We start from the raw sequence: 7,126 nt of genomic DNA, 5'->3' as shown, positions 1-7,126 counted from the left end.
CACACCTAAAGCATCTGTGTTAAACAGAGTTACGCCAAGACGACCAAGACTAAAAGTGTCTGTAAAAGTCAGTTTACCGCTAAACCCTAATCCTGAACCTTCACTAACATAACTGTTGGCAATAGGAGCACCATTTGCATCCACTTCTTGAACTACATCGTTAGAGCCGTTAGCCACCTCAAATGAACCCCCGACATTGTCGGCAATTTTTCCGCCAATTAAAAGAGCAGATTCATCAAAAATTTCTGAGAGTGAATCATCATTCCCAGGAGTATCACTATTTCTATCGACATGACGAGCTTTAATTACAACACTAATACCTAAGTGTTGAGGAAGAGACAAACCTGAGTTTGATTCGCTTTTAAGCTCTTGTTGCCCACCTGTCATAGTAAAACCGGACATCTTAAACTCTCTACCAAAGGAGTTAAGTTTTGGCATTGCTTGAAAGTGGCACCCTGTACAATCCATCCCCATCTGTCTTGCAAAAGCAGGATTAGCCTCAACTGCCGTGGCACACATTATAGATAAACTAACAATAGATATGATTTTCTTTGTTGAAAATCTTTTCATTGCAAATCCTTTTGTATTAAAAAATCTTATGAATAAAACAATAATATTCATAAGTAAAAACTATAGGAATACTAAGCTTAATAGAAGCTTAAATCCTTGTTTTTTGAGGACAAAAACAAAATAATGGCATAATAATGGCATATTGATTAATATTTAATCATTTTTTTGATTATTTTATTGTATTTAATATGTATAATTTGCACATCTTAATGATAAGGATAGTTTATGAAGAGATATTTGCTTGCTTTGTTAGTGTTGCCGACTCTGCTGTTTGCTAAAGATTCTTTAAGTAGTGGTGACACTGCTTGGATGTTAGTTGCTACGGCTTTTGTTATGTTGATGACACCTGCCGGGCTTGCGCTGTTTTATGGCGGACTTACTCGTTATAAGAGTGTTATAAATACTATTAGTATGAGCTTAGGCGCTTTTGCAGTCGGTTCTTTAGTATGGGTACTGGTTGGTTACTCTATCGCATTTGGTGAGGGCGATTTTATCGGTACCGGCAAGGTTATGTTGTCGGGAATCACTTCAGGTACTCTAAGCGGCACTGTTCCTGAGCTGCTATTTGTCGCATTTCAAGGAACTTTTGCAGCTATTGCAGTTGCAATTGCTAGTGGTTCTATGATAGAGAGAATTAAGTTCTCTACATTTATTCTCTTTGCCGCATTGTGGATAGTTGCCGTTTACGCACCTATTACACACTGGGCTTGGGGTGGTGGTAAAACACTTCATTTTGATGAGATGGACTTTGCAGGCGGAACGGTTGTTCATCTAAATGCCGGTGTAGCAGGTTTGGTTGTTGCAATAATCCTTGGGAGAAGAGAAGATTACGGTAAAGTTGCAATCAAGCCATTTTCGCCTGTTTTGGCGGCACTAGGTGCCGCACTATTATGGTTTGGATGGTTTGGTTTTAACGCGGGCTCTCAGTTAGCAGCTGACGGTGTTGCTGCCTCTGCATTTTTAGTGACAAATGTTTCTGCCTCTCTTGGTGTTATTGGGTGGATAACTTTTGAGTGGCTAGTTTACAAAAAAGCTACTTTAGTTGGTGCTGCTTCCGGTGCTGTTGCAGGTCTTGTTGCAATTACTCCTGCTTCAGGTAGTACGGGTGTTGAGGGTGCAATTATAATTGGTTTTATCGGTGGTGCTTTAGGCTTTTACGGTGTTTCTAAGCTTAAAAATATGTTTAAAGTTGATGACGCGTTAGATGCTTTTTGGATTCACGGTTTAGTCGGCATTTGGGGATCTGTAGCTACTGCACTCTTTATTGCAGATTATGCAAAGCCGCAAGAATACAACATGATTTTACAGCTTGCAAATCAGCTAAAAGCTATTGCTTTGACTATTATATATAGTGCCGTGGCAACTGCAATTGTTTATTTTGTAGCTTCTATACTTACGGGTGGAGGGCGAGTTGATGATGAGAGTGAACATAGAGGTCTTGATGAGACTCTTCACGGAGAAAAAGCGCTAAATCTGTAATAGCAGCTTAGATTAAATAGCAGTTGTGTAAAAATATAAAAACAGTTACAATTTTAAACTTAATTTGGAGATATTATGATGAAAAAAGTAGAAGCGGTTATAAAGCCATTTAAATTAGAAGATGTAAAAGATGCTTTGGCTGAGATAGGAATTACAGGCATGACGGTAAGCGAAGTGAAGGGCTATGGTCGTCAAAAAGGGCATAGTGAACTTTATCGCGGTGCTGAGTATGTTGTGGATTTTTTGCCAAAGATAAAACTAGAGATGGTAGTTAATGATGAAAGTGTAGAGCAGGTTATAGATACTATTGTAGAAGCTGCCAAAACAGGCAAGATAGGCGATGGCAAAATATTTGTAACCGATATTGAAAAAATTATACGTATTCGTACGGGTGAGACTGATAGCGAAGCTATATAAATATTTATATCTGCATTTAACGAAGTAGTAACAATCTTTTTGTTACTATCTTCTTTATGATTAGACATAGCAACTCCCTCCTTATCTCTATAGTAGTTCATCTCCTTTTACTCCTTGGTGCATACTTTACATGGAGTAATTATATGCAGACGCAAAAAACCTATCAAGAGGATAGAGTATGTTTGCAATTAAACAAAATGAGTTTTCAAAAAGAGATAAAAGAGGCTAAGAGAGTTCAAAAGCCAAAACCCAAAGAGGAACCAAAGCCACAAATAGAGAAAAAACCGGAGCCTAAAATAGAACCCAAAGTAGAAAAAACAGTTCCTGAGGTAGTGCATAAGAAGCTTGAACTTAAAGCCCCAAAGCCTCTTGTCCCTGATGTTGGCATAAAAAAAGAGAGCCAAGAGAATGTAATGAAAGAGGTTAAAATAGATAAAGAAGTTAGAGTAGAAAAAGAGAGTAAAGAAAAAAAAGAAGTTTTAAAGACAGAGCCAAAGAAAGCCAAAAAGAGTATTTTAGAAGAAAAGTACAGCAGGGATGAGTACATGAAGGTAAATACATCTAAAATTATTGAGCTTATAAGAGAGAATCTGTACTATCCCCTAGCGGCACGAAAAAGAAATATAATGGGCAGAGTCAGCATAAAATTCACGCTAGACTGTGATGCAAAAATCAGTAACATTGAGATAGTTGATTCAAACAGCAATATATTAAGCCGAGCAGCTATTAAAACTATTCAAGAGCTAGATGGAAAATTTCCAAAGCCGGAGCAAGTAGTTACATTGAGTCTACCGATAGAGTATACTTTGAATTAAGATTATATACTTTTTAAAATAGGAATTAAGAGATATGACATGTAAATATAACGACAATCACCACCATCCTCTTCCAATCAAGCCAAGCAAAGATAAAAACGGACACAATCATGACCACGGCACACTAAAAGATAAAAAACTACTAAAACTCTCTTTTGCTATAACATTTGTAGTTATGATAGTTGAGATAGTAGGGGGTATCTATGTAAACTCACTAGCACTTATTAGTGATGCAATTCATATGTTTACTCATGCTTTTGCACTCGGGCTTTCACTCTTTGCACTTATAATCTCTACAAAAGAGATTGATGATGAGAAGTCGTTTGGCTACCATAGGGCTGAGGTTTTAGCGGCATTTATAAACGGTCTTACCATAGCACTCTCAGTTTTGTGGATAGTTTATGAGGCGATAATGAGACTCTTGCATCCAGAGGAGATACTCGTAACTGCGACTATTTGGATAGCTACTTTAGGGTTGGTTGTAAACGTGATTACGGGGCTTATACTCCTAAGAGCAAATCATGACAACATCAACATAAAATCCGCGTTTTTGCATATGCTAGCAGATACAATCTCCTCCGCGGCTATTATCTTGGGTGCTATAGTTATCTACTACACACAATTTTATATACTAGATACCATATTGGCTCTGCTTGTAGCTATCGTGATAGCAAAATGGGCAAAAGATCTGCTTAGCAACTCCATACATGTTCTCTTAGAGGGCTCTCCGCACAATACCCAAGAGATAAAAAGTGCAATTTTAGAGGAGTTTGAACATGTGGTTGATGTACATGATATACATTGTTGGGAGATTTCGCATAACTACTACTATCTTACATGTCACATAGTTTTAGACTCTAAAGAGGCTAAATTATATAACGATACTATTGTTGATGTCGGCAAGTTTTTAGAAGATAAATTTAATATAGGACATGTAACTATACAGATAGAGTTTAGCAAGTTAATTGTTTAGATGAAGTCTTTTTTAACATTATTAACAATAAGATAGTAGTTTACCGTTTTTAACAATACCTGCAATAAAAGGAGCCTACTATGTTGTTAAAAAAAATATTAGCAGCTATGTTTATCACTCTTTTTGCAGTAATACTTTTCTACATATGCTACACATCAACTGAAAACTCTCTACTTCTTTACGCTGTAATAATTGTGCCAATAGCTTCTATAGCTACATATTTTTTAATAACAAAATCTTTTCAAAAGAGAAAAAGTATTGAATATATTAAAGAGGATAGCAGTGAAATTAAAGAGTTTGAAATATCACAAAAAGAGTATAGAAGTTTAGTAGAAAATTCACAAGTCGGGATTTTTACTACAACCATAGATGGAGAGGTGCTTTACGTAAATGACTCTTTAATTAAGATTATGGGCTACGAATCGCTTGATGAGTTGAAGAATAAAAATATAATTAATGCATATAAAGAGCCGGCGCAAAGAGCTAGCTTCGTATCTCAGCTTAAAGAGCATGGCAGAGTTGACAATATTGAGATGAATCTTTTGACAAAAAACAAAGAGCAGAGAGTTATACAAATCAGTGCACATATTGAGGGAAATATTATTTCAGGAACTTGTCTTGATATAACAAAAAGAATAGAGATGGAGAAAAATCTTGAAAAACTTGCAACGACTGATAAGCTAACAGGAATATATAACCGTCATAAATTTGATGAGATATTCAAGGCTGAAATAGGGCGTGCCTTAAGATATAAAACTCCACTAGTACTTATAATGTTTGATATTGACCACTTTAAAGATGTAAATGACAACTATGGACACAATGTCGGTGATGAAGTTTTACAAGCAATAACGGATATTGTAAAGAGTAATATCAGAGATACTGATATCTTTGCAAGATGGGGAGGGGAGGAGTTTGTTATCTTGTCTCCTCAGACTAAAAGAGAGAGCGCAATTGCTCTAGCTCAAAAGTTAAGAAAAGCGATAGAGAGCTTTTTGTTTGTTCAAAAATTGACTTTGACATGTAGTTTTGGAATGGCTTTTTATAAAGAAAATGAGAGCAGAGACAACTTTATAAAAACTGCTGATGATGCTCTATATAGAGCTAAGAAGCAAGGAAGGAATAGAGTTGTTACTTAAAACTCTTAAAGTTTTATGACTTCACTTGGTTTCTGCCGCCTCTTTTTGCTTCATACATCTTTTCATCTGCCTTTTTAATCGTATCTTCAATTGCGTCTCTCTCATCATGCAAGGCTACACCAAAACTACAAGTAATAGCCGGTATATTTTCAACTTTCTCGTTTTGTATCACAAATCTAAGGTGCTCTGCTTGCCGTATAATATCATCTATAGTTTTAGTGTACATAACAACAATAAACTCCTCTCCACCCCATCTAATTAGCTTGTCATCTTTTCTTATAAAGCGCTTTGTAGTAGTTACTAGATTTTTTAAAACCTTATCCCCAATATCATGTCCATAGTTGTCATTTACATCTTTAAAGTGGTCAATGTCAAAGAGTATGATTCCGGTTTTACCGTTTCGCTTCTCATTATTTTTAAGTATACTCTCTATAGATGAGTCAAAGTATGTTCTGTTATAAGCGTTTGTGAGAGGGTCTTTGATTGCTTTTATCTCTAGTTGAAGTTTCTCAAACATCGTATCGCTAATATCACTAAAGTTTATCACATACGATTGAGGATCATAGCTGTTAATGGAGACTGAGAATGCATGGGGTCTATTGTTTTTATTTAGCATAGATACTATTCTCTCTCTGCCGGGAAGGTTTAATAAACTTCTTATCCAATGCTCCTCTTTTGGCATCATTTTTCCGACATGAAAGAAAGTGCTATCTTCTATAAATAGATTGTTTATGCATGGATGTTCTTGTGAAAACTCCTCTAGATTCTCATATCCAAAAAAGTCGTAAAACTTCTTATTTGCAAAGAGTATCTTTGTCGAATCTGTCAAAATAACGATACTATCTTGTATATCTATAAATTTACGAAGCATATTCATACTGTTTTTTTGGTGTGTTATATCTGTGATAATTCCCTCTATTATCTTTAATCCATCTTCATTTATGCTAGTTCTTCCACTCTCCCGAACCCATACCTCGTCACCGATAGAGTTTAAAATCCTATACTCTATGGAGTATTGGTCTATATCTGCTATAGCTTTTTGAATTTTTGACTCAACGGTTTGCTTATCATCAGGATGAATCAACTCTCTAAAGTTTCTGACTCTGTTTAAAATAAAACCTTGAGGCTTGTAACCTGTGATTTTATGGACAGCAGGGTTCATAAAGAGCATTGTCATATCTTTGTCTGCTTTGCATCTAAACATAATGCTGGGGATATGGTTGACAATTGATTGGAGCTCATTTTTTATAGAGCAGATTTTCTCTTCATACTCAACAATATTGGTTACATCATGAACTGTTCCTACTGTATGTGTATGTTCACCTTTTTCATTATAGGAGTGATAACCAATCTCGTTTACATGGAGTATAGAGTTGTCCGGTCTTATAACTCTGTGTTGGATTTGGTAGTCGCTTTTTGTCTTTATAGAGTCTGAAAATACATTTTTTAACACTTCTTTGTCATCAGGATGAACATAGCTTAAAAAGATATCAAAAGTAGGTGTAATGGATTGCTGCTCAAGATTGAAGATATCGTATATTTCATCACTCCATGTCAACTTTTTGCTCTCTGCATCAAACTCCCAAAAACCGAGTTTTGCAAGACGCTTTATGCTCTTTAGCGCGTTATTGCTTTTTTGAAGTTTTTGACTCTTTTTTTGAATCTTGTAGTAGAAGTATGTCAGTAGAGCAAAGAGAAGTATTGTAAGTATATTAATGAGTATATCTTTTTTA

At 35.7% G+C, this 7,126-nt stretch carries 7 protein-coding genes; 5 read left to right on the top strand and 2 right to left on the bottom strand.

Annotated elements, in window-relative coordinates; translation table 11 throughout:
• On the bottom strand, positions 1 to 570 hold a 570-nt coding region (locus M0Q20_RS10540; RefSeq protein WP_295061699.1), incomplete at its 3' end, for a hypothetical protein.
• A gap of 225 nt (positions 571 to 795) precedes the next feature.
• On the opposite strand from M0Q20_RS10540, the gene M0Q20_RS10535 reads away from it, so the two are divergent.
• From M0Q20_RS10535 to M0Q20_RS10515, 5 genes are all read left to right on the top strand, one after another.
• Positions 796 to 2,049 (top strand): ammonium transporter, encoded by a 1,254-nt coding sequence (locus tag M0Q20_RS10535; protein WP_295061696.1) that lies wholly within the window; start codon positions 796 to 798, stop codon positions 2,047 to 2,049.
• 78 nt (positions 2,050 to 2,127) lie between these two features.
• Positions 2,128 to 2,466 carry a P-II family nitrogen regulator gene (locus tag M0Q20_RS10530; RefSeq protein ID WP_295061702.1) on the top strand — a complete coding sequence of 113 codons (339 nt, stop codon included), beginning with the start codon at positions 2,128 to 2,130 and terminating at the stop codon, positions 2,464 to 2,466.
• Positions 2,467 to 2,609: 143 nt separating this feature from the next.
• Positions 2,610 to 3,281, top strand: a complete 672-nt coding sequence (locus tag M0Q20_RS10525) for a TonB family protein (protein WP_295061693.1) — start codon at positions 2,610 to 2,612, stop codon at positions 3,279 to 3,281.
• Positions 3,282 to 3,315: 34 nt separating this feature from the next.
• On the top strand, positions 3,316 to 4,254 hold the full coding sequence (locus M0Q20_RS10520) for a cation diffusion facilitator family transporter (RefSeq protein WP_295061690.1): 939 nt from the start codon (positions 3,316 to 3,318) through the stop codon (positions 4,252 to 4,254).
• A gap of 80 nt (positions 4,255 to 4,334) precedes the next feature.
• Complete coding sequence (locus tag M0Q20_RS10515; protein ID WP_295061688.1) at positions 4,335 to 5,393, top strand: sensor domain-containing diguanylate cyclase; 1,059 nt, start codon at positions 4,335 to 4,337, stop codon at positions 5,391 to 5,393.
• Positions 5,394 to 5,406: 13 nt separating this feature from the next.
• On the opposite strand, the gene M0Q20_RS10510 is transcribed toward M0Q20_RS10515, so the two are convergent.
• A partial coding sequence (locus M0Q20_RS10510; protein ID WP_295061685.1) for a sensor domain-containing diguanylate cyclase occupies positions 5,407 to 7,126 on the bottom strand: 1,720 nt, incomplete at its 5' end.

Source organism: Sulfurimonas sp. (assembly GCF_023229025.1).
Classification (GTDB): Bacteria; Campylobacterota; Campylobacteria; order Campylobacterales; family Sulfurimonadaceae; genus Sulfurimonas.
Note: the sequence above shows the minus strand (reverse complement) of the source record. Positions and strands in the feature narration are given on the sequence as shown.

What these genes read in the sequence shown, in the direction of transcription:
- M0Q20_RS10535 (WP_295061696.1), top strand. Translation starts at nt 796, where the DNA reads ATGAAGAGATATTTGCTTGCTTTGTTAGTGTTGCCGACTCTGCTGTTT.
- M0Q20_RS10530 (WP_295061702.1), top strand. Translation starts at nt 2,128, where the DNA reads ATGAAAAAAGTAGAAGCGGTTATAAAGCCATTTAAATTAGAAGATGTA.
- M0Q20_RS10525 (WP_295061693.1), top strand. Translation starts at nt 2,610, where the DNA reads ATGCAGACGCAAAAAACCTATCAAGAGGATAGAGTATGTTTGCAATTA.
- M0Q20_RS10520 (WP_295061690.1), top strand. Translation starts at nt 3,316, where the DNA reads ATGACATGTAAATATAACGACAATCACCACCATCCTCTTCCAATCAAG.
- M0Q20_RS10515 (WP_295061688.1), top strand. Translation starts at nt 4,335, where the DNA reads ATGTTGTTAAAAAAAATATTAGCAGCTATGTTTATCACTCTTTTTGCA.